This window comes from Micromonospora sp. WMMD558 (genome assembly GCF_049315255.1).
In the GTDB taxonomy this organism is placed as follows: Bacteria; Actinomycetota; Actinomycetes; order Mycobacteriales; family Micromonosporaceae; genus Micromonospora.
The window spans coordinates 4,236,383-4,260,756 of record NZ_CP186061.1 but is presented as its reverse complement, the minus strand read 5'-3'; the positions used below and the strand labels follow the sequence as shown (position 1 = coordinate 4,260,756).

Annotated in this window: 23 protein-coding genes and 1 pseudogene; 10 read left to right on the top strand and 14 right to left on the bottom strand. The window is 75.9% G+C overall.

Annotation, left to right across the window (positions count from 1 at the left end; genetic code table 11):
* Nucleotides 1-13: 13 nt before the first annotated feature.
* Nucleotides 14-748 carry a response regulator transcription factor gene (locus tag ACN26Y_RS20290; RefSeq protein ID WP_422733276.1) on the bottom strand — a complete coding sequence of 245 codons (735 nt, stop codon included), beginning with the start codon at nt 746-748 and terminating at the stop codon, nt 14-16.
* A gap of 265 nt (nt 749-1,013) precedes the next feature.
* Here ACN26Y_RS20290 and ACN26Y_RS20285 point away from each other — a divergent pair, with 265 nt between their 5' ends.
* A complete protein-coding gene (locus ACN26Y_RS20285) occupies nt 1,014-2,027 on the top strand; it encodes a LacI family DNA-binding transcriptional regulator (protein WP_366602422.1) in 1,014 nt (337 codons plus the stop codon).
* Here the strand turns inward: ACN26Y_RS20285 and ACN26Y_RS20280 are convergent.
* Entirely contained in the window at nt 2,020-3,240 is a 1,221-nt protein-coding gene (locus tag ACN26Y_RS20280) for a hypothetical protein (protein WP_230688659.1), read from the bottom strand. The two genes, ACN26Y_RS20285 and ACN26Y_RS20280, sit on opposite strands and share 8 nt — an antisense overlap.
* 170 nt (nt 3,241-3,410) lie before the next feature.
* Here ACN26Y_RS20280 and ACN26Y_RS20275 point away from each other — a divergent pair, with 170 nt between their 5' ends.
* Together ACN26Y_RS20275 and ACN26Y_RS20270 are read left to right on the top strand one after the other, a co-directional pair.
* Nucleotides 3,411-5,057: an NAD(P)/FAD-dependent oxidoreductase gene (locus ACN26Y_RS20275; RefSeq protein ID WP_230688658.1), complete on the top strand. Its 1,647-nt coding sequence runs from the start codon at nt 3,411-3,413 to the stop codon at nt 5,055-5,057.
* Nucleotides 5,058-5,170: 113 nt separating this feature from the next.
* Nucleotides 5,171-5,656 carry a GNAT family N-acetyltransferase gene (locus tag ACN26Y_RS20270; RefSeq protein ID WP_155331798.1) on the top strand — a complete coding sequence of 162 codons (486 nt, stop codon included), beginning with the start codon at nt 5,171-5,173 and terminating at the stop codon, nt 5,654-5,656.
* Between the two features lie 50 nt (nt 5,657-5,706).
* Here the strand turns inward: ACN26Y_RS20270 and ACN26Y_RS20265 are convergent, their stop codons facing one another.
* Nucleotides 5,707-6,744, bottom strand: coding sequence for an ABC transporter substrate-binding protein (locus ACN26Y_RS20265; RefSeq protein ID WP_155331797.1), 1,038 nt, complete (start codon nt 6,742-6,744; stop codon nt 5,707-5,709).
* Between the two features lie 66 nt (nt 6,745-6,810).
* Between ACN26Y_RS20265 and ACN26Y_RS20260 the strand changes: the two genes are divergently transcribed.
* The 3 genes from ACN26Y_RS20260 (at nt 6,811) to ACN26Y_RS20250 (ending at nt 9,817) form a co-directional block, all read left to right on the top strand.
* Nucleotides 6,811-7,914 (top strand): FecCD family ABC transporter permease, encoded by a 1,104-nt coding sequence (locus ACN26Y_RS20260; protein ID WP_155331796.1) that lies wholly within the window; start codon nt 6,811-6,813, stop codon nt 7,912-7,914.
* Nucleotides 7,911-8,939, top strand: coding sequence for a FecCD family ABC transporter permease (locus tag ACN26Y_RS20255; protein ID WP_155331795.1), 1,029 nt, complete (start codon nt 7,911-7,913; stop codon nt 8,937-8,939). Before ACN26Y_RS20260 ends, ACN26Y_RS20255 begins: the two co-directional genes overlap by 4 nt.
* 68 nt (nt 8,940-9,007) lie before the next feature.
* Complete coding sequence (locus tag ACN26Y_RS20250) at nt 9,008-9,817, top strand: ABC transporter ATP-binding protein (protein WP_155331794.1); 810 nt, start codon at nt 9,008-9,010, stop codon at nt 9,815-9,817.
* Nucleotides 9,818-9,828: 11 nt separating this feature from the next.
* Here the strand turns inward: ACN26Y_RS20250 and ACN26Y_RS20245 are convergent, their stop codons facing one another.
* Entirely contained in the window at nt 9,829-11,073 is a 1,245-nt protein-coding gene (locus ACN26Y_RS20245) for an IS110 family transposase (protein ID WP_155329394.1), read from the bottom strand.
* Between the two features lie 239 nt (nt 11,074-11,312).
* Between ACN26Y_RS20245 and ACN26Y_RS20240 the strand changes: the two genes are divergently transcribed.
* Nucleotides 11,313-13,454, top strand: a complete 2,142-nt coding sequence (locus ACN26Y_RS20240) for a penicillin acylase family protein (RefSeq protein ID WP_422733275.1) — start codon at nt 11,313-11,315, stop codon at nt 13,452-13,454.
* Nucleotides 13,447-14,022 carry a GNAT family N-acetyltransferase gene (locus tag ACN26Y_RS20235; RefSeq protein ID WP_422733274.1) on the top strand — a complete coding sequence of 192 codons (576 nt, stop codon included), beginning with the start codon at nt 13,447-13,449 and terminating at the stop codon, nt 14,020-14,022. Before ACN26Y_RS20240 ends, ACN26Y_RS20235 begins: the two co-directional genes overlap by 8 nt.
* Here the strand turns inward: ACN26Y_RS20235 and ACN26Y_RS20230 are convergent.
* The 7 genes from ACN26Y_RS20230 to ACN26Y_RS20200 are packed head-to-tail and all read right to left on the bottom strand — an operon-like array spanning nt 13,992 to nt 19,593.
* The gene (locus ACN26Y_RS20230; RefSeq protein WP_422733273.1) at nt 13,992-14,681 is read right to left on the bottom strand and encodes a RibD family protein; all 690 of its coding nucleotides are present in this window, start codon (nt 14,679-14,681) and stop codon (nt 13,992-13,994) included. The two genes, ACN26Y_RS20235 and ACN26Y_RS20230, sit on opposite strands and share 31 nt — an antisense overlap.
* Nucleotides 14,674-15,330: a GTP cyclohydrolase II gene (locus tag ACN26Y_RS20225; RefSeq protein ID WP_155331790.1), complete on the bottom strand. Its 657-nt coding sequence runs from the start codon at nt 15,328-15,330 to the stop codon at nt 14,674-14,676. Before ACN26Y_RS20225 ends, ACN26Y_RS20230 begins: the two co-directional genes overlap by 8 nt.
* 11 nt (nt 15,331-15,341) lie before the next feature.
* Complete coding sequence (locus ACN26Y_RS20220) at nt 15,342-16,307, bottom strand: lysylphosphatidylglycerol synthase transmembrane domain-containing protein (protein WP_422733272.1); 966 nt, start codon at nt 16,305-16,307, stop codon at nt 15,342-15,344.
* Nucleotides 16,308-16,356: 49 nt separating this feature from the next.
* Nucleotides 16,357-17,181, bottom strand: coding sequence for a methyltransferase domain-containing protein (locus tag ACN26Y_RS20215; protein WP_422733271.1), 825 nt, complete (start codon nt 17,179-17,181; stop codon nt 16,357-16,359).
* Entirely contained in the window at nt 17,178-18,212 is a 1,035-nt protein-coding gene (locus ACN26Y_RS20210) for a glycosyltransferase family 4 protein (RefSeq protein WP_155331787.1), read from the bottom strand. The genes ACN26Y_RS20215 and ACN26Y_RS20210 overlap by 4 nt, the downstream gene beginning before the upstream one ends.
* Nucleotides 18,209-18,607: a 6-pyruvoyl trahydropterin synthase family protein gene (locus ACN26Y_RS20205; RefSeq protein WP_155331786.1), complete on the bottom strand. Its 399-nt coding sequence runs from the start codon at nt 18,605-18,607 to the stop codon at nt 18,209-18,211. The genes ACN26Y_RS20210 and ACN26Y_RS20205 overlap by 4 nt, the downstream gene beginning before the upstream one ends.
* Nucleotides 18,608-18,609: 2 nt before the next feature.
* Nucleotides 18,610-19,593, bottom strand: a complete 984-nt coding sequence (locus ACN26Y_RS20200) for a zinc-dependent alcohol dehydrogenase (RefSeq protein ID WP_422733270.1) — start codon at nt 19,591-19,593, stop codon at nt 18,610-18,612.
* A gap of 92 nt (nt 19,594-19,685) precedes the next feature.
* Here ACN26Y_RS20200 and ACN26Y_RS20195 point away from each other — a divergent pair.
* Nucleotides 19,686-20,417 (top strand): annotated as a pseudogene (locus ACN26Y_RS20195) (CDP-alcohol phosphatidyltransferase family protein); the annotation flags it as partial.
* A 105-nt stretch (nt 20,418-20,522) separates the two neighbouring features.
* A complete protein-coding gene (locus ACN26Y_RS20190) occupies nt 20,523-22,307 on the top strand; it encodes a hypothetical protein (protein WP_370463259.1) in 1,785 nt (594 codons plus the stop codon).
* A 26-nt stretch (nt 22,308-22,333) separates the two neighbouring features.
* Here ACN26Y_RS20190 and ACN26Y_RS20185 read toward each other — a convergent pair whose 3' ends face one another.
* From ACN26Y_RS20185 to ACN26Y_RS20175, 3 genes are read right to left on the bottom strand one after another with little or no spacing between them, the layout of a single operon-like run.
* A complete protein-coding gene (locus ACN26Y_RS20185; RefSeq protein WP_155331783.1) occupies nt 22,334-22,996 on the bottom strand; it encodes a class I SAM-dependent methyltransferase in 663 nt (220 codons plus the stop codon).
* A complete protein-coding gene (locus tag ACN26Y_RS20180; RefSeq protein WP_155331782.1) occupies nt 22,993-23,676 on the bottom strand; it encodes a TIGR04282 family arsenosugar biosynthesis glycosyltransferase in 684 nt (227 codons plus the stop codon). The genes ACN26Y_RS20185 and ACN26Y_RS20180 overlap by 4 nt, the downstream gene beginning before the upstream one ends.
* Nucleotides 23,673-24,347, bottom strand: coding sequence for a glycosyltransferase family 2 protein (locus ACN26Y_RS20175; protein ID WP_422733269.1), 675 nt, complete (start codon nt 24,345-24,347; stop codon nt 23,673-23,675). Before ACN26Y_RS20175 ends, ACN26Y_RS20180 begins: the two co-directional genes overlap by 4 nt.
* Nucleotides 24,348-24,374: the final 27 nt, after the last annotated feature.

Below are 24,374 nucleotides of genomic sequence, written 5' to 3'. Positions count from 1 at the left end.
GATTCCGCGCCGTTCACGGCGGCTCGGCGAGCAGGTAACCCCGTCCGTGCACGGTCCGCAGGTACGGCCTGCCCGGCGTGACGGCGTCCAGCTTGCGCCGGAGGTTGACCATGTGCGCGTCGACGGCCCGGTCCGAGACGTACCGGTCGGCCCCGTACGCGACGTCGATGATCTGCCGTCGACTGTGGACGCGACCGGCCGCCCGCGCCAGCACGACCAGGATCTCGAACTCCCGGGCGGTCAGCTCGACCCGGGCCCCGCCGAGGCGGACCTCCACCGCGCGGGTGTCGATCTCCAGGGCACCGACCCGCAGAACGACGTCCGCACCGGGCGTCGGTGCGCGCCGCAGCAGCGCCCGTACCCGGGCGGCGAACTCGGGAACGGGGTACGGCACGGACAGCACGTCGTCCGCGCCGGCGTCCAGGGCCCGCACCGTCTCGTCGGCGACGCCGACGGTGTCCGGAGTGTCCGGTGACCGGCCGGACGACCCCGCCGGCGGGCCGTCCGCTGCGGGCGGGTCGACGAGGACCAGGATCGGCACGTCCGACCGGGACCGCAGGATGCGGCAGAAGTCGGCTCCGTCCAGCGGGGGCAGCCGCCGCCCGACGACGACCAGGTCCGGGCGCTCCGAGCGCCACCGGTCCAGTCCGCGCCGCGCGTCCGACGCGAGTCCCACCTCGTAGCCGGCCCGCTCCAGGTGCGTCCGCGTGGTCGCGGCCTCCGCCGCGTCGCCCGCCACCACCAGCACGGACCGCCGCCGTCCCGCCCTCCGGCCCGGAAGGACCGTCGCCGGTCCCGCGTTCCGCCCGCCCCGTACCGTCACCATGCGCGCTCCGTCGCCGCCGGGGCCGTCCGGTGGGCCCGGGTCCCGGGGGGTACGGAACCGGGGCCCCGCCGGATCGACACCGGGAGGTGGATCACCCGCCGGCCACCGCCCCGCGATCCGGCGCGGCCGGCGGCATTCCTAGATCAGGTACCGTGAGAGGACCGTCGATGGAGCGAGAGGGGCGGTCATGGCGACCCTGTCGGACGTGGCCCGACGGGCCGGCGTCTCCCCCGCCACCGCGTCGCGGGTCATCAACGGCAGCAGCAAGCCGGTCACCGACGAGCTGCGCGAGCGGGTGCTGCGCGCCGTCGCCGAGTTGCAGTACGTCCCGAACGCGCACGCCCAGTTGCTGGCCCGCCCGCAGCGCACCGCCGTCGGCGTGATCGTGCACGACGTCTCGGACCCGTACTTCGCCGAGGTCACCCGGGGGCTGCAACGGGTCGCCGGTGACCAGGGCCGGCTGCTGATGATCTGCAACAGCTACCGCGACCCGGACCGGGAGCTGGAGTACGTCGAGCTGCTGCGGGGGCAGCAGGTGGCGGCGATCATCCTGGCCGGCTCCGGGTACCACGACGCGGAGTTCACCCGGCGGCTCAACGAGAAGCTGGCCGCGTACGAGGCGACCGGCGGCCGGGTGGCGGTCATCGGGCGGCACGAGCACTCCGGTGACGCGGTGATGCCGGACAACCGCACCGGCGGCTGGCTGCTCGGCACCGAGCTGTGCCGGCTGGGGCACCGGGCGATCGGCGTGGTCGCCGGCCCCGAGGTGCTCACCACCACGACCGACCGGCTCGCCGGGCTGCGCGCCGCGCTCGCCGAGCACGGCCGCGACCTGCCGGAGCGGCGGATCCGGTACGCGGCGTTCGACCGGGACGGCGGGGTCGCCGCGACCGGTGACCTGCTCGACGCGGAGCCGGGGATCACCGCGATCGTGGCGCTCAACGACACGATGGCGATCGGGGCGCTCGCCGCCCTGCGCGCGCGCTCCGTGGCGGTGCCGCGGGAGGTGACGGTGACCGGCTTCGACGACATGCCGATCGCCCGGGACGTCACCCCGGCCCTGACGACGGTCCGGCTGCCGCTGGTGGAGATGGGCGCACGGGCGATGTCGCTGGCGCTGGACGCGGGCGGCCCGGCCCCCCGGGTCGAGGTGCTCGCGGCCGAACTGGTCCGCCGCGACAGCGCGGGCCCGGTCAGATGATGAAGTGCGTCCAGTACGCCAGCCACGCGACGAACAGCGCACCCTGGAGCAGGGCGAGGGCGGCGGTCAACCAGACGTCGACGGTGACCCGCCGGGTCCAGCTGGCGAGCACCAGGGCCACCGGGAAGACCGCCAGCAGGTAGCGCAGCAGGCTCTTGTAGACCGGTGGGCCCATGGACACCGGCACCAGCACCATCATCACGCCGTACACCAGGTAGGGCAGCCCGAGCCGGCGGGCGCCCGCGACCAGGACGGCCAGGACCACGACGGCGATCCAGACCCGCAGGGCGTCGCGCGGTGCCGTTCCGGTGAGGCCGTGCCAGAGCACGCCGAGCGGGTTCTGCACGCGGATGCCCCACCCCTCCTCCTGGGTGTGCTTGTAGGCGAACCAGTCGCCGCCCTGCCACCGGCAGAACGCCATGAAGGCGAGCCAACCGGCGGGCACCAGCAGCAGCGGCCAGCCGGTGCGCAGGTAGGTCCAGAGCGAGCGCGGGTCGAGCCGGTAGCGGTGCTGGCGGAGCAGCACCAGGGCCAGCGGGACGACGACGAAGAACCCGGCCGAGCGGCTCAGCGCCAGGAAGAAGCCGATCACCCCGACCAGCAGCCAGCGCCGGTGCTCCGCGTAGTGGAAGGTGGCCAGGGCGAGGCAGAGGAAGAGCGACTCGGTCAGCGCCGCGTGGAACAGGAACGCGGCCGGCAACAGCACCAGGTAGCGGACGAACCGCCGGGCCGCCGCGTCGCCGCCGTTGTCGCCGTTGTCGCCGTTGTCGCCGGCGCCGCTGCGGTCGGTGCCGTCGCCGAGCAGCCGCTCGCCGAGCCGGTGGGCGTAGTACAGCATGCCGACGAGGGCCGCGTTGGCGACGAGCAGCAGCGCCAGCGCGGTGTCGCCGCCGAGCAGCGGGGCGAGCGGCCGGGCGAGGAACGGGTACAACAGGGGGAAACCGAAGTCCCGCCACGGCTCGTCGAGCGGCTGGCGGGCCAGGTGGTCGTAGAGGAACGAGTCCCAGGCGAACCAGAGCGAGAGCCACCGGTGCGGTGAGACCTCCCGCTGCTGCTGGCGCATCACCGCCTCGTCCGGCGGCGGCGACCACGGGATCTCGTCAAAGGCGGCGAGCGCGACCACGCCGACCAGGCTGAGGACGACCTTCGTGCCGACGAAGACCGCGAGCACGTACGGCCAGGGGGCGGGCACCCGCGCGAGCAGTCCGCGCACCCGCCCCCCGTCGACCATCCGTCCCCCGACCGTCCCCACCACGAACGGTGCCGCGTACCCCGCCCGGGGCCGTCGACACCTGCGGTCGGCAGGTGACATCGCCGCCGGGCCGGGTAAGCGGCCGGCCGTCCGGTCGACGGGGTGTCGACGGGGTACGGAGGCGCGGGCGTATGGGCGACGAGAACGGCACCGTGGTGATCGGTGCGGGTCCGGCGGGGCTGACCGCCGCGTACGAGCTGCTCCGCTGGGGCGCCCCGGTGCGGGTGTTCGAGGCCGACGAGGTGGTCGGCGGGATCAGCCGGACCGTGGAGCGGGACGGGTGGCGCTTCGACATCGGCGGGCACCGCTTCTTCACGAAGGTGTCCCGGGTCGAGGACTTCTGGCACGAGATCCTCCCCGACGAGGACTTCCTGCTCCGGCCCCGGATGAGCCGGATCTACTACCGGGGAGCGCTCTACGACTACCCGCTGAGCGCCGCCAACGCGCTGCGGAACCTGGGTCTGTGGGAGGCCGCCCGGTGCATGGGCTCGTACGCGCGGGCCCGCCTGCGGCCGCCGCGCGACCAGTCGCACTTCGAGGGGTGGGTGTCGGCCCGGTTCGGCTGGCGGCTGTACTCGATCTTCTTCAAGACGTACACCGAAAAGGTCTGGGGTATGCCGGCCGACCGCCTGCAGGCCGACTGGGCGGCGCAGCGGATCAAGAACCTGTCACTGGCCAAGGCCGTCCGCAACGCGGTGCTCCCGAAGCGCAACCGCAAGGACGTGACCAGCCTCATCGAGGAGTTCCAGTACCCGAAGCTGGGTCCCGGAATGATGTGGGAGCGCTGCGCCGAGGTGGTTCGGCGGCGCGGCGGCCGGGTGGCCACCGGCACGTGGGTCACCGCCGTGCACCGGGATCCGGAGCACCGGCGGGCGGTCGCGGTCACCGTCGACGGTGCCGGCGGCCGGCGGACCGAGCCGGCCGACCACGTCGTCTCCTCGATGCCCATCTCCGAGCTGGTGGCCGCGCTGCGGCCGGCGCCACCGCCGGAGGTCCGGGCCGCCGCGGAGGACCTGCGGTACCGGGACTTCCTCACCGTGGCGCTGGTGGTCCCGGCCGAGTTCTCGTTCCCGGACAACTGGATCTACGTGCACGACCCGGGCGTGCAGGTGGGCCGGATCCAGAACTTCGGCTCCTGGTCACCGCACCTCGTGAAGGACGGCCGCACCTGCCTCGGCCTGGAGTACTTCGTCTCGGTGGACGACGAGACGTGGCGGACGCCCGACGCGGACCTGATCGCCTCGGCGACGGCGGAACTGGAGGCGCTGGGGCTGGTGCGCCCGGGCGTCGTCGAGGCCGGCTACGTGGTGCGGATGCCGAAGGCGTACCCGGTCTACGACGAGCGCTACCAGCGCAACGTCGACGTGATCCGGGAGTGGCTGGCCCGCGAGGTGCCGAACGTGCATCCGGTGGGTCGCAACGGCATGCACCGCTACAACAACCAGGACCACTCGATGCTGACGGCGATGCTGACCGCCGAGAACATCGCGCGGGGAGCCCGGCACGACGTCTGGGCGGTCAACGTCGAGCAGGACTACCACGAGGAGACCGCGACACCGGACGGCGACGGCCGTCGCGGCACCGGCCGGGACGCGCCGATGTTGCCGGCGCCGCCGCTGCGCCCCACGGCCACCGTCGGGCTGGCGGCCGACCACGACGGCGGCGCCCCGGCCCACCGGCCGACCGGGGTACGCCCCGGACTCAGCCGCCTGGCGGGCGGCGGCGGCGCCGGCAGCGGCACGCCCGCCCACCGGCCGACCGGGGTACGCCCCGGCTGAGCCGCCGTCGGCGGGGACGCGGACGGCGGCCGGCCCGGGTAGTGTCCGCGGATGCACCCACCGGGAGGAATCCGCTTGCGACCGCGGCGCCCGGCTGCCTAGCGTACGTCCCGATGCGGATCCGAGAGTTCGACGACGCCGACTGGGCTCAGGTGTGGCTGATCGTCGCGGAGGTGGTCCGGGCGGCCGACACCTTCGCGTACGACCCGGGCCTGACCGCCGGGGCCGCGTACCCGATGTGGGTGGAGGCGCCGCCGGGACGGACCGTCGTCGCGGTGGACGGCGGCGCGGTGCTGGGCACCGCGAAGATGGGGACCAACCGCCCCGGTCCGGGCGACCACGTCGCGACGGCGAGTTTCATGGTCGCCCGGGAGGCCCGGGGCCGGGGTGTGGGGACCGCGCTGTGCCGGCACGCGCTGGCCTGGGCCCGCGAGCGGGGGTACGCGGGGATGCAGTTCAACGCGGTGGTGGAGAGCAACGCCCGGGCCGTCGACCTCTACCGGCGGGAGGGTTTCGCGGTGGTGGGCACGGTGCCGGGCGCCTTCCGGCACCCCGAGCGGGGCCGGGTCGGCCTGCACGTCATGTACCGGGAGCTGTGATCCGGAGGCGTGTCCCGGCCGGCGACCTCGCCGGCCGGGACGTTCCCGGGTCAGCCGGCGAGCTTCTTCGCGCCCTTGATGGCGGTGGCCAGGTTCTCCAGCAGCGGCGCGGCGCCCGCGTACGAGAAGCGCGGCACGGCGTCCCAGGGGGTGACCTGGTTGGCCTTGACGGCGGGCAGCTGGGCCCAGGTGGGCTTGGCGGCGAGGTCCTTGGGTTGGAGCGCGGTGCTGCGGTTGTCCAGCAGGATCAGGTCGGCCGGGAACTTCCCGGCGTTCTCCCAGCTGAGCGCCTCGAAGTAGTCGCCGGCCTCCAGCTTGGTGGGCACCACGATGTCGACGCCCAGCTCGGCGAAGAACATGAGGTCGGTGCTGACCTTCGGGTTGGACACGTAGAACAGGTCGGGGCTGCCGGAGCAGGCCATCACCCTGATGCCGGGGTTGGCCTTGACGGCCTGGCGGACCGATTCGGCGGCGGCCTCGAAGCGGGCCTTGGCGTCGGTGACCTTCGCGGCCGACAGGTCGGCGCCGAGGGACTCGGCGAGCTGCGCGTACCGCTCGATGGGCTTGGTCATCGGCACCCGCGCGGTGGTGATCGCGGCGACCGGCGCGAGCGGGACGATCTTGTCCTTGCTCTCGTCCGGGACGTACCAGAGCGCGCCGGGGTCGTACATGTGGGTGACCAGCAGTTCGGGGCGCAGGGCGGCGTACTTCTCCAGGTTGAACTCGCCCCACACGTTGCCCAGGATCTCGACGCCCTCGACGTTGAGGTCGCCGGCCTGCGGGTCCTTGCTGCCGTCGGCGCGCTTGGTCTCGCCGAAGACGCCGACGATCTGCTTGTCGAGCCCGAAGTCGACCAGGGCGGCGGCCACGCCGGTGAAGGCGACCACGCGGGTCGGGCGGGCGACGGCGGTGAGCTTCTCGCCGCGGTCGTCGGTGAACGACCACGGCCCGCTGGAGGTGGCGCCGGCGGACGGGGTGTCGGTGTCGTCCCGGCCGCAGCCGGCGAGGAGGGCGGCCAGGGTGGCGCCGCCGGCGGCGGCGAGCAGGCCGCGACGGGAGAGTCGGCGGGCGGGCACGGGATGCGACATGGCAGGTCTTTCGGTCGGGGGTCGCGATGACCATGGACAGCGGGGGTTAGGTTAACCTAACCTAAGGTGCTGTCAAGCCCCGCCCCGGCGTTCCGCACCACATCGGAGTCCACCCTGTCCGTCACTCATCCACCACTGTCCGATCTCGTGGCGGGCGCCCCGGACGCGCCGTCACGTCGTGGCCGTGCCGCCACGCGGGCCGGCGGGCTGGTGGCCGCCACGCTCGTGCTCGCCACCGTCGCGGTGCTCAGCATCACCGTCGGCGCGAAGTCGCTCCCCCTCGCCGACGTGTGGCGGGGACTGCTCGACCCGGGCGCCGCCGAGTACGCCGTGGTGCACCGCATGCGGCTGCCGCGTACGCTGCTCGGCCTGCTCGCCGGCGTCGCACTCGGCGTGGCCGGCGCGGTCATGCAGGCGCTGACCCGTAACCCGCTCGCGGATCCCGGCCTGCTCGGCATCAACGCCGGCGCCTCGGCGGCGGTGGCCACCGGCACCGCGCTGGTCGGCGTAGCCACCGTCGGGGGGCAGGTCTGGTTCGCGCTGCTCGGCGCCGCCGCCGTCACGGCCGCCGTCTACCTGGTCGGCGGCGGACGCGGCGCCACGCCCGCCCGGCTGGCCCTGGCCGGCGCGGCGCTCAACGCGACGCTCTACTCGTACGTGAGCGCCGTCATGCTGCTCGACACCGCCTCGTTGGAACGGCTGCGGTTCTGGACCGTCGGTTCCCTCGCGAGCGCCAACGCCACCACCGTCGGCACGGTCGCCCCGTTCGCCGGAGCGGGGCTGCTGGTCGCCCTCGCCGTCGCCCGGCCGCTCAACGCGCTCGCGCTCGGCGACGACACCGCCCGCGCACTCGGCGCGCGGCCCGCCCTGGTCCGGGGCGCGGTCATCGTGGCGGTCACCCTGCTCTGCGGGGCCGCGACCGCGGCGTGCGGGCCGATCGTCTTCGTCGGGCTGCTCGTGCCGCACCTGGTCCGCGCGCTCACCGGGCCGGACCTGCGCTGGCTGCTGCCGTACTGCGCGGTGCTCGCGCCGGTGCTCCTGCTCGGGGCCGACGTGGTCGGCCGGGTGCTGAGCCGGCCGGGCGAACTCCAGGTCGGCATGGTGACCGCCGTGCTCGGCGGGCCGCTCTTCCTCTGGCTGGTGCTGCGGGGGCGGGTGGCCCACCCGTGATCGTCCTGCGTACCCCCGGCGGGCTGTCGTTGCGCCTGCGCCCCCGCGCCCTCGCCGTGGGCGCCACCTGCGCCCTGCTCACCCTGGTGGTGGGCGTGCTCGCGCTGGGCAGCGGCGACTACCCGATGAGCGCCGCCGACGTGCTGCGCACCCTGGCCGGCGACGGCACGCCGGCCGAGCACTTCATCGTCCACGAGTTGCGGCTGCCCCGTTTGGTCACCGCCGCCGCCGTCGGCGCCGCGCTGGCGCTGGCCGGCGCGGTCTTCCAGTCGCTGGTCCGCAACCCGCTGGGCAGCCCCGACCTGCTGGGCTTCACCCAGGGCGCGGCCACCGGCGCGCTCGTCGTGGTCGTCGTCGGCGGCACCAGCGCGATGCTGTCCGGCGCCGCGGTGGCCAGCGGCCTCGCCACCGGCGCGCTGGTGTACGCGCTGGCCTGGCGCCGCGGCGTGCACGGGTACCGGCTGGTCCTCGTCGGCATCGGCGTCGCCGCGATCCTCACCGGCGTCAACGGGTGGCTGCTCACCCGCGCCCCGCTGATGGACGCCGCCCGGGCCGTGCTCTGGCTGACCGGCAGCCTCGACGGGCGCGGTTGGACGCACGCCGTACCGCTGCTGGTCGCCCTGGCCGGGCTGGGAACGGTGGTGCTGGCCGCCGCCGGGCCGGCGCTGCGGCTGGTGGAGATGGGCGACGACGCCGCCAGCGCCCTCGGCGTCCCGGTGCAGCGGCTCCGGCTGGCCCTGCTCGCCACCGCGGTGCTGCTGGTGTCCCTCGCGGCGGCAGCCGCCGGGCCGGTCAACTTCGTCGCGCTCACCGCGCCGCACCTGGCCCGGCGGCTCACCCGCGCGCCGGGGCCGAACCTGCTGCCCTCGGCCGCTCTCGGTGCGCTGCTGCTGGTCGCCGCCGACCAGGTGGCGCAGCGCGCCTTCCCCGGCCACCAGCTGCCGGTGGGCGTCGTGACCGGGGTGCTCGGCGGCGGATACCTGGTCTGGCTCCTCGCCAGCGAGCGCCGGGCCGGTCGGCTGTGACGGCCCCGAGCCGGCCGGCCCCGAACGGGCCGGCGGTGACGGCCCCGAACGAGAACGGAGCACCGAGCATGCAGTCCCGGTTGCGCGGCACCGCGATGACCCTCGCGTACGAGCGGCGGACCATCGCCCGCGACCTGACCGTCGACATCCCCGACCACTCCTTCACCGTGGTGATCGGCCCGAACGCGTGCGGCAAGTCCACCCTGCTGCGGGCCCTGTCGCGGCTGCTCAAGCCGGCCGTGGGGGCGGTGCTGCTGGACGGGGAGGACATCCAGCGGCGACCGGCCCGGGCCGTCGCCCGGACCCTCGGCCTGCTGCCGCAGTCGTCGGTCGCGCCGGACGGCATCGGCGTCGCCGAGCTGGTCGCCCGGGGCCGCTACCCGCACCAGGGGCTGCTGCGGCAGTGGTCCCGCGAGGACGAGCGGGTGGTCACCGAGTCGATGGCCGCAACCGGCGTCGCGGACCTCGCCGACCGCGCGGTCGACGAGCTCTCCGGCGGGCAGCGGCAACGGGTGTGGCTGGCGATGGCCCTCGCCCAGCAGACTCCCCTGCTGCTGCTGGACGAGCCGACGACCTATCTGGACATCGCCCACCAGATCGAGATCCTGGACCTCTGCGCACGGCTGCACGAGGAGCAGGGCCGTACGCTGGTCGCGGTGCTCCACGACCTGAACCACGCGGCGCGGTACGCCAGCCACCTGATCGCGATGCGCGACGGGCGGGTGGTCGCGGCCGGCCCGCCCCGGGAGGTGGTGACGGCCGCCCTCGTCGCGGAGGTGTTCGGGCTGCCCTGCCGCGTCATCGACGACCCCGAGACCGGGACCCCGCTGGTCGTACCGGCGGCCCGCCGCCGCACCGCGACCGAGGTCACGGCGTGAGTTGCCCTGTGTCAAGCCATCGCCGGTTGATCTTGGCTGAGCAAGTGTTGGAGGGCTCGGTGCCGGTCGGGGTTGTAGGGGGTGTTGGTGGTCCAGCACTTCCAGATGATGTCGAGCCAGGCGCGGGCGAGGATGCGGACGGCGTGGGGGTGGTCGTGGCCGCGGGCGCGGGCTCGTTGGTAGAGGTTGGCTGCCCAGGGGTTGGCGTGGCGGCTGTCGCCAGCGAAGTCGCAGACGGCGTCGCGGAGTTGTTTGTCCACGGCCCAGCGGAAGGCGACGATGCGGACCTTGCCGGATTCGCGGGTCGACGGGGCGACGCCGGCGAGGCAGGCCAGGGATGCTGGGGTGGGGAATCGGCCGCGGGCGTCGCCGATTTCGGCGAGCAGCCGGGCGGCGCGGACGGTGCCGGAGCGGGGCAGGCTGGTGAAGATGTCCCGGTCGGGGTGCCGGTCGAGGGTGTCGGTGATCTGCTGGTTGAGGGTGTCGATCTGGGCCACGATCGCGGCCAGGGTGGCGAGGTAGGCGCGGGTGATACCGGCCAGGGTCTGTCCGTAGTCGCCGGTGGCGCCGCGAGGCGCGGCGGTGATGCGGGCGTGCAGCACGGCTGGGTCGGTGCGGCCGCTGTAGCTCACGCTCTTGAGCCAGCCGGCCAGGCGTGTGGGCGACAGCCGGTCCAGGGCGTCCTGGGTGGTGAACCGGGTCAGGAACTGCCGGCTGATCGGCGAGTCGATGTCGTTGAACAGCTCGACGGTGCCCGGCAGGGCCGTGGCCAGGTGAGCGCGCAGCTGGTTGGCGACCGCGATGCGGTGGGCGATGAGGTCTTTGCGGGCGCGGCACAGCTTGCGCAGCGCGGTGGTCGGTGGGCTGTCCAGCACGAGCGGGGTCAGCCGTCGCCGGTCGGTGCGTACCGTGTCGGCCAGGACGTAGGCGTCGAACCGGTCGTCCTTGTTCCCGGCCGAGCCGTACCGTCGGCGCAGTGCTTTGACCTGCGAGGGTGGGATCACGTATACGGTCGTGTCGGCGGCCAGCAGCGCATCGACGATCGGGCCGTCCGGGCGTTCGATGCCGACCGCGTCCACCCGATGCCGGTCGAGCAGGTCGATCAGCCGTCTCAGGCCGGTCTTGGTGTATGTCAGCGTCAGCCGCTCCAACGGCTCACCGTCGGCGTCGATGACGCAGACGGCGTAGTCGTCCTTGGCCCAGTCCACCCCGGCCGAGTTCCCTCGCGCCGACGCGGCACTGTCGGTCACACTCATGGTTGCCTCTCCGCTGCGCTACCAGTGGGGAAGCACCTGGCGGTTCCGGGACACCACTGCCGGTCGCTCATTGAGCGGCGCTCGACGGCGCATAGCCCTGTTGCCAGTCGGGGTGTCCCGGGCCGCCGGGCCTCGCAGAACTCACGCTGGACCTCAAAGATCGAGCGAGCTGGGCGATGGCCCGACGGTCACCGGTGCACTCGAACCAACATCAGCTCGAGTGAGACAAGGGTGCACCAATGAGCGCGCGCGCCGAGCACACCCAGGGGCACCGGACCGCCGGGCCCCGCGCCGGCACCGAGCGCGGTGCCCGCGCGGGTGGCCGGGTGTTCCGGGACCGGTGGGGCGTGCCGCACCTGCGGGCCGGCGACCCCGGCTCGCTGGCCCACGCGCAGGGCCGGGTGACCGCCTACGACCGGGCGTGGCAGCTGGAGGTCGAACGGCACCGGTCGCTCGGCGCCAGCGCCGCGTTCCTCGGCGCCGACGCGGTGCCGTGGGACCGGTTCGCCCGGCAGGCCCGCCTCGACGACACCGCCCGGCGGTGCCACGCCCGGCTCGACGAGGCCACCGCCGGCTGGGTGGCCCGGTACGTCGACGGCGTCAACGACGGCCTGGCCGCCGGCGCGGCGCGCGACCCCCGGTTCGCCGCCGTCGGCCTCGCCCCCGGGCGGTGGGAGCCGTGGACCCCGCTGGCGATCTGGCTCACCCACCACGTGCTCTTCGCCGGCTTCCCCACCAAGCTCTGGCGTGAGCACGTCGCCCGGCGGCTCGGCCCGGACGCCGTGACGCTGTTCCACGCCGACGGGCCGACCAGCTCCGGCAGCAACGGCTGGCTGCTCGCCGGGGACCGCACCGCCACCGGCGCCGCGCTGCTGGCCGGCGACCCGCACCGGTACATCGAGGACCCCGGCATCTACCAGCAGATCCGGCTGGCCTGCCCGGAGTACGACGTGGTCGGCCTGGCCGTTCCCGGGGTGCCGGGCGTCGCCCACTTCGGGCACGCCGGCGACGTCGCCTGGGCGATCACCAACGCGATGGCCGACTACCAGGACCTGTACGCCGAGCGGCTGCGCCGCGACGGCGGCGGCGTCGAGGCGTACGGGCCGGACGGCTGGCGCCCCGCGCGGGCCCACACCGAGACGATCACCGTGGCCGGGGGCGACCCGGTCGACGTGGAGGTCGTCGAGACCGACCGGGGACCGGTGGTGGTCGGGGGGCCGGACGCGCCCGAGGCGATCAGCCTCCGCTACCCGCCCCGCGTCACCGGCGAGCTGGGCTTCGCCGCGCTGCCGGCGCTGCTGCGCGCCCGGACCGTCGCCGACGTGGACGCCGCCGTGGACGTGTGGGTGGAGCCGGTCAACGTCGTCCTCGCCGCGGACACCACCGGCGGCCTGCTGCACCGCGCCGCCGGGATGGTGCCCGCGCGCCACCCCGACAACCGCCTGCGTGTGGTGCCCGGTTGGGAGCCCGGGCACGCGTGGCAGGGCTGGCACGCGATGCCCCGCGCCGAGGTGCCCGACGTCGCGGTGATGGCAAACGAACGTGGCGTCTCCACGCCACTGGGGGTGGAGTTCGCGCCCCCGTACCGGGCGCGGCGCATCCGGGACCTGCTCGACGCGTCCCCCGGCTGGACCGCCGGGCGGATGGCCGAGGTGCACACCGACACGTACGCGGCCGCCGCCGGGTCGCTGCTCGCGATCCTGTCCGACCTGGACGGTCTGCCGCCGGAAGCGGCCGCGCTGCGGGACCGGCTGCTGCGCTGGGACCGCCGGATGGCCGCCGACAGCGGGGACGCGGGCGCGTACGCCGCCGTGCGGGCCGCCCTGGTGCGGCGGATCGCCGCCCACCCGGCCCTCGCGGCGCTCGCCGAGCCACCGGCGTACCCGGAGCTGTTCGCGCCCTGGCTGGCGCTGACGCCGCGGGTGGGGACGGCGCTCGGCGCGCTCCTGGCCCCGGGGGTGCTGCCCGGGGCGGACGCGGCGGCGCTCGCCCGGGAGGCGCTCGTGGAGGTCGCCGGCGGCGACCTGGACCCGGCCGTCGGCGGCGCGGGCGCCCGCTGGGGCGCCCGGCACCGGCTCGCCGCGTGGCGGGCCCTGCCCGACGCCGGCCCGGACGGCGGGCCGGAGCTGGACGGGGACCACGACTGCGTGCTCGCGACCTCCAGCGTGCCCGGGATCACCGACCGGTGCCTGCGCGGGCCGGCGGCGCGGTACGCGTGGGACCTGGCGCGGCGCGAGGACAGCCGGTGGGTCGTGCCGCTCGGCGCCGACGGGGTGCCCGGCGCGGCGCACCACACCGACCAGCTCGCGGCGTGGCAGCACGGGGAGCTGCTGCCGGTGGTCACGAACTGGGACGACCTCACCGAGGAGCGGGATGGGTGACGTGGTGTTCGGGCGGGATGTCGCGGGGTTCGGTCGCGTCGAGCTGCGGCCGGTGGAGCCGGACCGTGACGCGGACCTGATCCACGGCTGGGTCAGCCAGGAACGGGCCCGCTTCTGGGGGATGCGCGACGCCGGCCGGGACCGGGTGGCGGAGATCTACCGGTACGTGGACTCCCTCCCCACCCACCACGCCTGGCTGGCGCACCGGGACGGGCGGCCGGTGGCGCTGTTCCAGACGTACGAGCCGGCCGCCGACCCGGTCGGCGAGGTGTACGACGTCCGGCCCGGCGACCACGGCGTGCACCTGCTGATCGGCCCGCCGGCCCACCCCGAGCCCGGCTTCACCGGCCACCTGCTCGGGGTGCTGGTCGCGTTCGTGTTCGCTGACCCGGCGCACCGGCGGATCGTCGCCGAGCCGGACGCCCGCAACGGCCGGGCGGTGGCCCGCCTGCGTCGCAGCGGGTTCGTGGCGGGTCCGCTGGTCGACCTGCCGGACAAGCGGGCCCGGCTGATGTTCCTCGACCGCGGGACGGCCGCTCAGCCGGCGCAGCGGTCGGAGAGCGCGTAGCGCACCAGCGCGACGTCGCCGATCTGGCGGACCTCGGCGACGCGGGCGCGGCGACCGGCGTGCCAGGGGAAGCAGCCGTCGCCGCCGAAGCGCGGGGCGCGGCTGTCGCCCACGAAGAACGGCGCGACCACCAGGTGCAGCTCGTCGGCGAGACCGGCGGTGAGGAACTGGGCGTGCACGCTCGCGCCGCCCTCCACCATCAACCGGCGTACGCCCCGGGCGGCGAGGTCCCCCAGCGCCCGGGTCAGGTCGACCGGCTCCCCGGCGTCGACCACGGTGGCCCGGTCGCCGAGGCGCTCGCGGGTCTTCTCGACCGCGGAGGTCGCGCAGTAGATGAACCGGTCGGTGTCACCGACGGTGAAGAACCGGGCCTCCGGGTCGAGGTCGCCGCAGCCGGTGAGCGTCACCCGCGCCGGCGAGGCCGGCAGACCCCGGGCGACCCGGTCGGCGCGGCGGGCGTCGGAGCGCACCAGCAGGCGCGGGTCGTCCCGGCGGACCGTGCCCGCGCCGACCAGGATCGCGTCGCACCCGGCCCGCACCTCGTCGATCCGGTCCAGGTCGGCCTCGTTGGACAGCACCAACCGCTGGCCGGTGGCGTCGTCGATGTAGCCGTCGATCGAGGCGGCGCAGCTGAGCAGGACGTACGGTCGCTCAGTCATGGACGAGAGGTAGGTCGAGGGCGTGGTCGCCGCGGGTCACCTTCGCGGCCAGGTAGCCGGCGTTCGCCGGGGAGAGGTACACGCCCGTGGGCACCCGCTCGGTGATGGTGACCCCGAGCCGGTGCAGCTGGGCGGCCTTGTCCGGGTTGTTGCTGAGCAGGGCGACCTGCTCCACGCCGAGCGCGGCGAGCATCTGCGCCGCCACCGTGTAGTCCCGCTCGTCCTCGCGGTGGCCGAGCGCGAGGTTCGCGTCGTACGTGTCGAGGCCGGCCTCCTGGAGCGCGTACGCCTCCAGCTTCGCGTACAGGCCGATGCCGCGGCCCTCCTGCCGCAGGTAGAGCAGGTACCCGCCGCTGTCGGCGATCCGCTCGACGGCCTCCCGCAACTGGGGACCGCAGTCGCAGCGCTGGCTGCCGAACACGTCCCCGGTGAGGCACTCGCTGTGCGGGCGGACCAGCGGCACGGGCCGGCGCGTGCCCGCCGGGTCGAGGGGGTGGGCCCGGTCGCCGAGCCCGAACGCCAGGTGCTCCCGCCCGTCGGCCAGGCCCTCGAAGGAGAAGACCCGCGCCGTGGTGGTGTACCCGTCGGGGAAGCGCAGCGGGACGGTGACCTCGGTACGGATCGTGGTGGCGGGCGGTGCGGAATGCATCGGACTCCTTGTCAGACGGTGCCGGCCGGCACGCGGACACGACGGGCCACCAGGACGGCGGCACCGGGAAGGCTCGCGACGAGCACCAGGGCTCCGTACACCGTCGCCGTCGAGACGCCCTCGGCGGCGGAGAGGCCGGCGGCGCCGAACGCCCACGCGGCCACGCCCTCGCGGGGCCCGAAGCCGGCGACGTTCGCCGGCACCCCCATCGCGAGCAGCGCCAGCAGCGTCAACGGCACCAGCAGGGACAGCGGCGCGGTGGAGCCGGCGGTGCGGGCGGCGAGCACGAACGTCGCCAGGTGACCGGCGACCGCGAGCGCGGAGGCGAGCAGCACCCCGCACCAGGTGCGGCGGGCCAGCAGCCCGGCACGGACGTCGGCGACCGCGGCGCCGAGCGCCCGCGCGAAGCGGGACGGCTTGGCCACCGGCAGCGCCCGGGCCAGCAGGAACACGCCGAGCCCGAGCGCGGCGAGGGTCGCCGCCACCGCCGGCAGGTACGGCCGGACCGGGGACGGGAACGCGGCGAGCACCACCACCGCCACCGCGGCGAGCACGACCTGTCCGGCGGTTCGCTCCCACACGACGGCACGGATACCCCGCCCGACGTCGCCGGAATCCCGCCCGTGGCGAACCGCGCGGTGCACGTCGCCGAGGATCCCGCCGGGGAGCGTCGCGTTGAGGAACACCGCCCGGTAGCAGTGCGCCACGGCGGTTCGCAGCGGCAGCCGGACCCCGAGCCCGCCGGCGACCAGGCTCCACCGCCACGCGCAGCACACCGTGGTGAGCACGCCGATGGCCAGCGCCGCCGCCAGCGCGGGGGCGTCGATCAGGCGCAGCCCGTCGAGGAACGGGCCGGCGCCGACCCAGCAGAGGAGCCCGCCGAGCATGCCGACACCGCCCAGCGTCCGGACCCATGCCAGGGCCCGCCCCGAGACCCTCCGGCCCGCCGCGGGTGCGGTGGTCACCGCCGTGTCCATCCGGACCTCCCTCACGATCTTTCCCGTGGGTAGGCACGTACGGCGACGCTCACGGGTTCACCGTAGGCAGGGCGAGCAGGTCGCGGTGGTCGATCAGAACGGTCAGCCGGCCGGCCGCGACGGCGGCGCGCCGGCTCCGCGCGTACGCCCCGACCGGGCCGATCAGCTCCGGCCGCTGCTCGCAGGCCGCGTCGAGCCAGCCGGCGAACCACCCCTCGAACAGGTCCGGTTCCTTCGGGCCGAGCCGCCACGGGCTGGGCCGGAGCACGACGTCGGCGCCGTGCCGGACGAACGCGGCGGCCGCCACGTCGACGGCGTCCGGCCCGAGCAGGGCACGGCCGCCGACGGTACGGCGCTGGTGCTCGTTGAACGCCTCCGCGATCTCGGTGTCGAGGGCGTCGACCGGATCGAACCGCACCCGGCCGACGACGGACAGGGCGAACAGGGCCGGCCGGCCGGCGCAGGCGGCGACGACCCGCTCGACCTCGTCGGCGGTGAGCATGTCCAGCAGCGCGGACGCGGTGACCAGGGAGGCGCCGGCCAGGTCGGCGGCGGTGAGCCGGGTCAGGTCACCGGGGCGGGTCTCGACGGTCACCGGGGCACCGTCGGCGGCGGCCGCGGGCAGGTCGGCGGCGGCGCGGGCGAGCAGACCGGCGTCCCCGTCGTGCAGGATCCAGTGCTGCGGACCGGGCAGCCGCGGGGCGAGCCAGCGGCCCATCGACCCGGTGCCGCAGCCGAGGTCGTGCACGACCAGCGGGGTGCCGGTGAGCCGGGACCGCACCCGGTCGACGAGGTCCGTGGCGCGGGCCGCCGCGTCGGCGGGCTCGCGCAGGGTGAGCCAGTCCGCGAAGCCCGCGGGCAGGTCGACGGTCATGCCGCTCCTTCCAGCGCCGTCGCCAGCGCGGTGGTCGTCGTCGTCCAGTCGTCGAGGGCGGCCCGCCGCTCGCGGGCGGACCGGCGCAGGCGTCCGCGCAGCGCCGGGTCGGTGAGCCAGCGCCGCAGCGCGCCGGCCAGGGCGGCCGGGTCACCGGGGGGCACGAGCAGCCCCGGCGGGGTGCCGTCCGGGGCGCGGCCCAGGGTGTCGGGCAGCCCGCCGGCCGCGGTCGCCAGCACCGGTACGCCACGGGCGAGGGCCTCGGTGACCGCCATGCCGTACGTCTCGATCCGCGACGCCAGCACCAGCAGGTCGGCCGCCGCGTACGCGGCGTCCAGATCGGCCCCGGGGTACGGGCCGGCCAGGTGCACCCGCCCGGCGAGACCCTGGTCGGCGACGCGCCGCCGCAGCCGGTCGACGAACACCGGGTCCCGGGTGAGCGACCCGGCGCAGACGCAGCGCCAGGGCAGGTCGGCGACCCGGGCGAGCGCGTCGACCAGGGTGTCGTGTCCCTTGAGCGGGGTGACCGCCGCGACGCAGAGCAGTTCCCCGCCGGTCGACGAGCCGGCCGCCGGGGGTGCCGGGTCGACGCCGGGCGCGGCGACGTGGATCCGCCCGGCGGGCAGCGCGTACCGGTCGATGAGCCACCGCCGCGTCCAGCCGCTGGTGGTGACGACCGCCGCCGCGCACGCCAGTGCCGCGCGCTCGGCGTCGTGGTCCAGCGGCAGGTGCACGAGCACGACCGGGCGCAGCCGTCCGGCACGCGGCGCGAGGATCTCGGGCACGGCCGAGGCGACCAGGCCGTCGAGCAGGGTGACCGCCCCGTCGGGCAGCGCGTCGAGCACCCGGGCGAGACCGGCCCGGTCGGCCGGCTCCGGGTCCGGCCAGCGACCGGGTACCGGGTGCTCGTGCACGGTCCACCCGGCGGCGGCCAGGCCGTCGAGGACGCGCCGGTCGTACCGGTTGCCTCCGCTCGGTGTGGCCGGGTCGTCGATGTCGCCGGGCAGCACCGCGTGGACGGTGCCCGTCACAGCGACCGTTCGTAGCTGGCCCATGCCACGTGCGACTCGTGCAGGGTCACCGTGATCCCGGCCAGGCCACGCGCACCCTCGCCGAGGTCACCGGCGTGCGCCGCCTCGGCGAGCCGGTCGGCGACGGTGCGGGCGAGCACCTCGGTGGTGGTGTTCACGCCCGCGAACGCCGGCTCGTCGTCGAGGTTGCGGTAGGTCAGTTCGCCCAGCACCGCGCGCAGCCGGTCGGTGGCCCGCCCGATGTCGACCACGATGCCGTCGGCGTCGAGGTCGGCGCGGCGGAAGGTGGCGTCGACGACGAAGGTGGCGCCGTGCAGGCGCTGGGCCGGACCGAACACCTCACCCCGGAAGCTGTGGGCGATCATCATGTGGTCACGGACGGTAACGCTGAACACGGTTAGTCCTCTCCGTCGTAGGTGATGAGGTGGCACAGGGCCGGCAGCCGCCCGGCGGCGAGCCGGGGCAGCACGTCGGGCAGGTCGGCGAAGCGGGACTCCCCGGTGAGCAGCACGTCGAACACCGGATCGGCGAGCAGGTCCAGCGCCAGCGCGAGCCGGTCGGGGTAGCTGCGGCTGCTCCGCCGGGCCGGCGCGATCCGGCCCACCTGGCTGCTGCGCAGGGTGAGCCGCCCGGAGTGGAACTCGCCGCCCAGCGGGAGGGTCACCTCGCGGTCGCCGTACCAGCTCAGCTCCAGCACCGTGCCCTCCGGCGCCACCAGCTCCAGGCAGCGCCGCAGGCCGGCGGAGGTGGCGCTGGCGTGCACCACCAGGTCGCGTCCGCCCGCCGCGTCGGCCGGCGCGGCGAACTCGACGCCGAGGGCCGCGGCCAGCGCCGCCCGCGCCGGGTCGACGTCGACGAGCTGCACCCGTACCCCGGGGAAGCGCGCCGCCAGGGCCGCGACGGTGGCACCGACCATGCCGGCGCCGACCACGGTTATCCGGTCGCCGACCAGCGGCGGCGCGTCCCACAGCGCGTTCACCGCGGTCTCCACCGTGCCGGCCAGCACCGCGCGGGCCGCCGGAACGCCGTCGGGTACGACCGCCACCGCGTCGACCGGGACCACGTACGCGGTCTGGTGCGGGTGCAGGCAGAACACGGTGCGCCCGCGCAGGTCCTCCGGCCCCTCCTCGACCACGCCCACGCTGAGGTAGCCGTACTTGACCGGCGCCGGGAAGTCTCCCTCCTGGAACGGGGCGCGCATCGCCGCGTACTGGCCGGTGGGGACGCCGCCGTTGAACACCAGCGTCTCGGTGCCGCGGCTCACGCCGGAGTACCGCGCCCGGACGAGCACCTCGCCGGGGCCGGGGGCGGGCAGCGGCGCCGGCCGGATCTCCCCCTGGCCGGGTGTCCGCAGCCAGAAGGCCCGGGCCGTCCGTGTCACCGGCTGCTCCTTTCCGCGTCCGGGCGAACCGGACCGTCGTTTCATGCGTACTACCCAGTCAGGGAGTTGTCGATCATAGACACGGAGGCACGGTGGCCACGGTTCGAAACGGTCCGCTGATCGGGCTGGGCGTCCAGATTGTCCTGCTGGCCGGGCTCGCCGGGACGGTCGGTCTCGGCCCCACCGGCTGGTTCGCCGGCCTCGGGTACGGGCTGGCGGTGTGCCTGACGCTGCTCGTGGGCCTGCACCGGGCGGGGGTGACCGCTCTCGGGCCGGCCGACCGGGTGACCCTGGGCCGGGCGGTGCTCGTCGGCGCGGTCACCGCGCTGGTCGCCGACGGGTTCGCCGGCCGGCCGGTGCCGATCGGGCTGTTCACCGTCCTCACCGCGGTGGCCCTCGCGTTGGACGCCGTGGACGGGTACGTGGCCCGGCGCACCGGCACGGCCAGCGCGCTCGGCGCCCGGTTCGACATGGAGATCGACAGCATCCTCGTCGCCGTGCTCAGCCTGCACGTGGCGCCGGCGGTCGGGGTCTGGGTGCTCGCCCTCGGCGCGATGCGGTACCTGTTCGTCGCCGCCGGCTGGGCGCTGCCCTGGATGTGCCGGCCGCTGCCACCCCGGTACTGGCGCAAGGTCACCGCGGCGGCGCTGGGCGTGCTGCTGCTGGTCGCCGCGTCGCGGGTGCTGCCGCCGCCGGCCGCGGTGGCGCTGCTCGTCGGGGCGCTGGCGCTCCAGGTGGAGTCGTTCGGTCGGGACGTGCTCTGGCTGTGGCGGCGCCGCTCCGCGCCGGTCCCCACGCCGGCCACGGCACCCGTCGGGCAGCCCGCGATGCCGGTCGCCGGCGCGCCGCTGCCGGGCGTGCCGGTGGGCGCGGGCCGGCCGGCGGCGCGCCGGGAACTCGTCGCCGTCCACGACTGACCGAGGAGCACCGTGCAGAACGACGAGAACACCGCGCGGCCCGACGAGAACACCGCGCGGCCCGACGAGAGCAGCGCGCGGCCCGACGAGAGCAGCGCGCGGCCCGACGGGAGCACCGTCCCGGTCGACGAGCCAGGCACGGGGCGTACCCCGGGGCAGGTGGACCGGCCGGCGCGGTGGCGGCGGGTCGTGGGGTGGCTGGCCACCGCGGTGGCCGTGGCGCTGGTGCTGGTCGCCCTGGGCGCGCCGCACCGACCGGGCCACCTGACGCCCGCCGCGCTGGTCCGGATCCCCCTGGAGGGTCTGGTGCTGGCGGCGGTCCTGCTCGCCCTGCCCACCCGGGCCCGCCGCCCGGTGGCGACGCTGGCCGGGGTGGCGCTCGGGCTGCTGGTGGTCCTCAAGGCCGCCGACCTCGGCTTCGGCTCGGCGCTCGGCCGGCCGTTCGACCTGGTGCTCGACTGGGCGCTGCTCGACGAGGCGTTCACCTTCGTGAGCGGTTCGGTCGGGCGGGCCGGCGCCGTCGCCGCCGCCGTCGGCGCCGTGCTGCTGGCCGTCGGGCTGCTCGCCACCCTGACCTGGGCGACCCGGCGGCTGTGCCGGCTGCTGGCCGGCCACCCGGACCGGTCCCGCCGCGCGCTGGCGGCGCTGGTGGTGCTCTGGCTCGTCGGCGCCGCCGCCGGGGTGCGGATCGCGCCGGCCGGGCCGGTGGCCGACGCCTCCGCGACCGTGCTGGTCAACGCGCACGCCCTGCAGGTGCAGGCGCGGCTGCGCGACCGGGCGGTGTTCGCCGGTGAGGTCGACGCCGACCCGTACGGCGACGCGCCCGGCGACCGGCTGCTCACCGCGCTGCGCGGGAAGGACGTGCTGGTCGCCTTCGTCGAGAGCTACGGGCGCGACGCGGTGCAGGAGGAGGAGTTCGCCAACGTCGGCGTGGTGCTCGACCAGGGGCAACGTCGGCTGTCCGCGGCCGGCTACGGCACCCGCAGCGCGTTCCTCACCTCGCCCACCACCGGCGGCGGCAGCTGGCTGGCCCACGCCACGTTGCTCTCCGGCCTGTGGATCGACAACGACCAACGCCACCGTACGCTGCTGGCCAGCGACCGCAGCACCCTCGGCACCGCCTTCCAGCGGGCCGGCTGGCGGACGGTCGGCGTGATGCCTGCGGCCAACCAGGCGTGGCCCGAGGGGGCGTTCTACGACTACGAGCAGTTCTACGACGAGCACAGCCTCGGCTACCGGGGCCCGCGGTTCAGCTTCGCCCCGATGCCCGACCAGTACACCCTGTCGGTGTTCCACCAGCGGGAACGCACCGCCACGGACCGGCGGCCGGTGATGGCCGAGCTGGCCCTGATCTCCAGCCACTCCCCCTGGACGCACATCCCCCGGCTGCTGGACTGGAACGCGCTCGGCGACGGCAGCGTGTTCCGCGACGCCACCGAGCGCAGCTCGTCCAAGCAGCCCCGGCTGGGTTACCGGCGGTCGATCGAGTACACGCTGGGCGCCCTCACCTCGTACGTCCAGCGGTACGGCGGCGACAACCTGGTGCTGATCGTGGTCGGTGACCACCAGCCCGCGCCGATCGTCACCGGCCCGGACGCCAGCCAGGACGTGCCGATCCACCTCATCACGCGGGACCGGGCGGTGCTCGACCGGATCGCCGGCTGGAACTGGCAGGACGGCCTACGGCCGGGACCCGACGCGCCGGTGTGGCGGATGGACACCTTCCGGGACCGCTTCCTCACCACGTTCTCCCCCGGCCTCGACCCGCGCGCAGCGGCGGCCGGCCCGCCCGGCTGATCCCGGCGCCGGCCCCGTCGTCACCGTCAGGGGCGGCGGAGGACGGCGAACCGGCGGCCGTCCCGGTCGGCCACCTCGTGCACCGCGAGGCCGACCGCGGCGGCCACCGCCGGCAGCGCCCGCTCGTCGAGCCGGGCCCACCGGAACCACGGGCCCCGCCGGGACACGCCGTCGACCGTCCGGTACGCGAGATGGCTGACGCCGCGCCACAGGCCGGGGCCGGCCGGTTCCACCTCCACCACGACGGTGCCGCGCGGGCGGAGGAGGTCCCGGCAGCGGCGCAGCAGGGCGACCGGGTCGCCGCCGATGCCGATGTTGCCGTCGATCAGCAGCACGTGCGCCCAGCGCCCCTCGCCGGGCAGCGGGTCGAACACGTCCCGGCGCAGCGCGACCGCGCCGCGGGCCCGGGTACGGCGGACGGCCTCGGCGCACACGTCGAGCCCGACGGCCGTCACACCGGCCTCCACCAGCGCGCGGGTGACCCGGCCCGGCCCGCAGCCGACGTCCAGGGTGGGGCCGGCGCAGCGGCGCAGGACCGCCCGCAGCGCCGGCTCCGCCGCCGCGTGCCAGCGGTCGACCGGCAGGCGGGTCCGCCGCCCGTGGGTGTCGACCAGCCAGTGCGTCCCGGTCGGGGTGGTGAGCGCCGCCGCGAAGCCGGCGGCGTCCGGGTCGGTGGCGAGGGCGGTCACCGCCGTGTCCCGACCGTCTCCGGGTCCGGCCGGACGGCGTGGACCTGCCGCGCGAACCGGCTGCCCGGCAGCATCGCCGCCACGGCCAGCGCGTCGGCCCACTCGTCGACGTCCCGGAGCACCGGCAGCGGCTGAACGCGCAGGCGGCACGCGGCCAGTGCCTCGACGGTGCGTCGCCCGGTCAGCGGGGTGGACATGGGCACGTCCCGCAGGGCGGTCGCGTGTCGGGGATCGCGCAGGCCCAGGCCCCACCAGCCACCGTCGACCGCGGGGCCGAGCAGCGCGTCCGCGCCGGCCAGGCGCCGCGCCGCCGCGCCGAGCAGGACCGGGGACACCTGCGGCGTGTCCATGCCGATCTGGAGCACCGGCCGGCCGGGGTACGCGGCCGCGATGTCCGCGTACGCGGCGGCGAGCCGGTCGCCCAGCCCGGCGCCACGCTGCGGCAGGACCGTCCAGCCGGTGACGGCGGTCCGCAGCGCGTCGGCGGCCACGCCGTCGGCGAGCCGCCCGTGCAGGGCGAGCACCGGGGTCACGCCGGGGGTCGCCGCGACCGCGGCGAGCGTGTCGCGCAGCGCGGCGGCGGCGACCCGGGCCGCCTGGTCGGGGGTGGCGGGCGGGCACAGCCGGGTCTTCACCGCGCCCGGCACCGGCGCCTTCGCCACGACCAGCAGGACGGTCACCGGGTGCCGCCCATGCTGCGCAGCACGCCGGCGAAGTCGCGGGTCGCCCGCAGGGTGCCGCGCACGGAGCCGGAGACCTTCGAGCGGGTGCCGGCGGCGCGCGGCGCGTACGTGACGTCCAGTTCCCGGATGCGCCAACCCGCGGCGGCCGCCCGGACCAGCAGTTCGAGCGGGTAGCCGAAGGCCCGGTCGGTGACGCCGAGGCCGAGCAGCGCCTCGCGCCGCGCCACCCGGATCGGGCTCAGGTCGCGCAGCGGGACGCCACGCTGGCGCAGCAGCGCCGCGATCAGCGCGGTGCCGGCGCGGGCGTGCCACGGCCAGGCGGACGCCGACACGGGCCGGCGGCGGCCCACCGCGAGGTCGGCCGAGCCGTCCGCCACCGGGGCCACCAGGGCCGGCAGCTCCGCCGGGTCGAACGAACCGTCCGCGTCCAGGACGCACACCAGTTCGGTCTCGGCGGCGAGGAGCCCGGTGTGGACGGCGGCGCCGTAGCCGCGGCGGGGTTCGTGCACCACCCGGGCGCCGAGCCGGGCGGCCACCTCGGGCGACCCGTCCCGCGACCCGTTGTCCACCATGAGCGCCCGGTACCCGGGCGGCAGCGCGGCGAGGACGCCCGGCAGCGCCGCAGCCTCGTCCAGGCACGGCAGGACCACGTCGATCTGTGTGGACATGCCTCGACGCTAGGGCGGCGGCGGACC